This is a genomic window from Cellvibrio mixtus subsp. mixtus J3-8 (genome assembly GCF_000766945.1).
GTDB lineage: Bacteria > Pseudomonadota > Gammaproteobacteria > Pseudomonadales > Cellvibrionaceae > Cellvibrio > Cellvibrio mixtus_A.
Window position 1 is genome coordinate 1,304,029 of record NZ_KN266207.1, and the last position, 511, is coordinate 1,304,539.

Genomic DNA, 511 nt, shown 5'->3' on the forward strand with positions numbered 1-511 from the left:
GTATGGGCTGGAACGGCAGCATCGCACCGGGTCAATCCGTTTCTTTTGGATTCCAGGGCAATACCAATGGCGGCACAGTTGAGCGCCCCGTCGTAAACGGTACGTTGTGCGGCGCGGCAGTAAGCTCTTCCTCACGCTCCAGTGTTGCAGTGACTTCTTCCAGTCGCTCCAGCGTTGCACCAAGTTCAACGCCTAGTTCTGCACCTGCAACCAGCTCACGCTCAAGCGCTGCAGTTTCTTCAGTCAATAATTCTGTTCCGGCAAATAATTTTGCACAAAACGGTGGTGTCGAAAGTGGCTTAACCAATTGGGGAACTACAGCAGGAACAGTAACGCGTTCAACAGCCGATAAACGCAGCGGCTCAGCCAGCGCATTGATCACCGGCCGTACCGCCGCGTGGAATGGTTTGACATTTAATGTGGGTTCACTCACCACTGGCAATGAATATGCGTTAAACGTCTGGGTGAAATTGGCTCCGGGAACCCCGGATAGCGTTATTACACTGACTGC

1 protein-coding gene is annotated in these 511 nt (G+C 53.2%); it reads left to right on the top strand.

The window, feature by feature from the left end; all coding sequences use genetic code 11:
- Nucleotides 1-2: 2 nt before the first annotated feature.
- On the top strand, nucleotides 3-511 hold a 509-nt coding region (locus A596_RS23125), incomplete at its 3' end, for a carbohydrate binding domain-containing protein (RefSeq protein WP_039914632.1).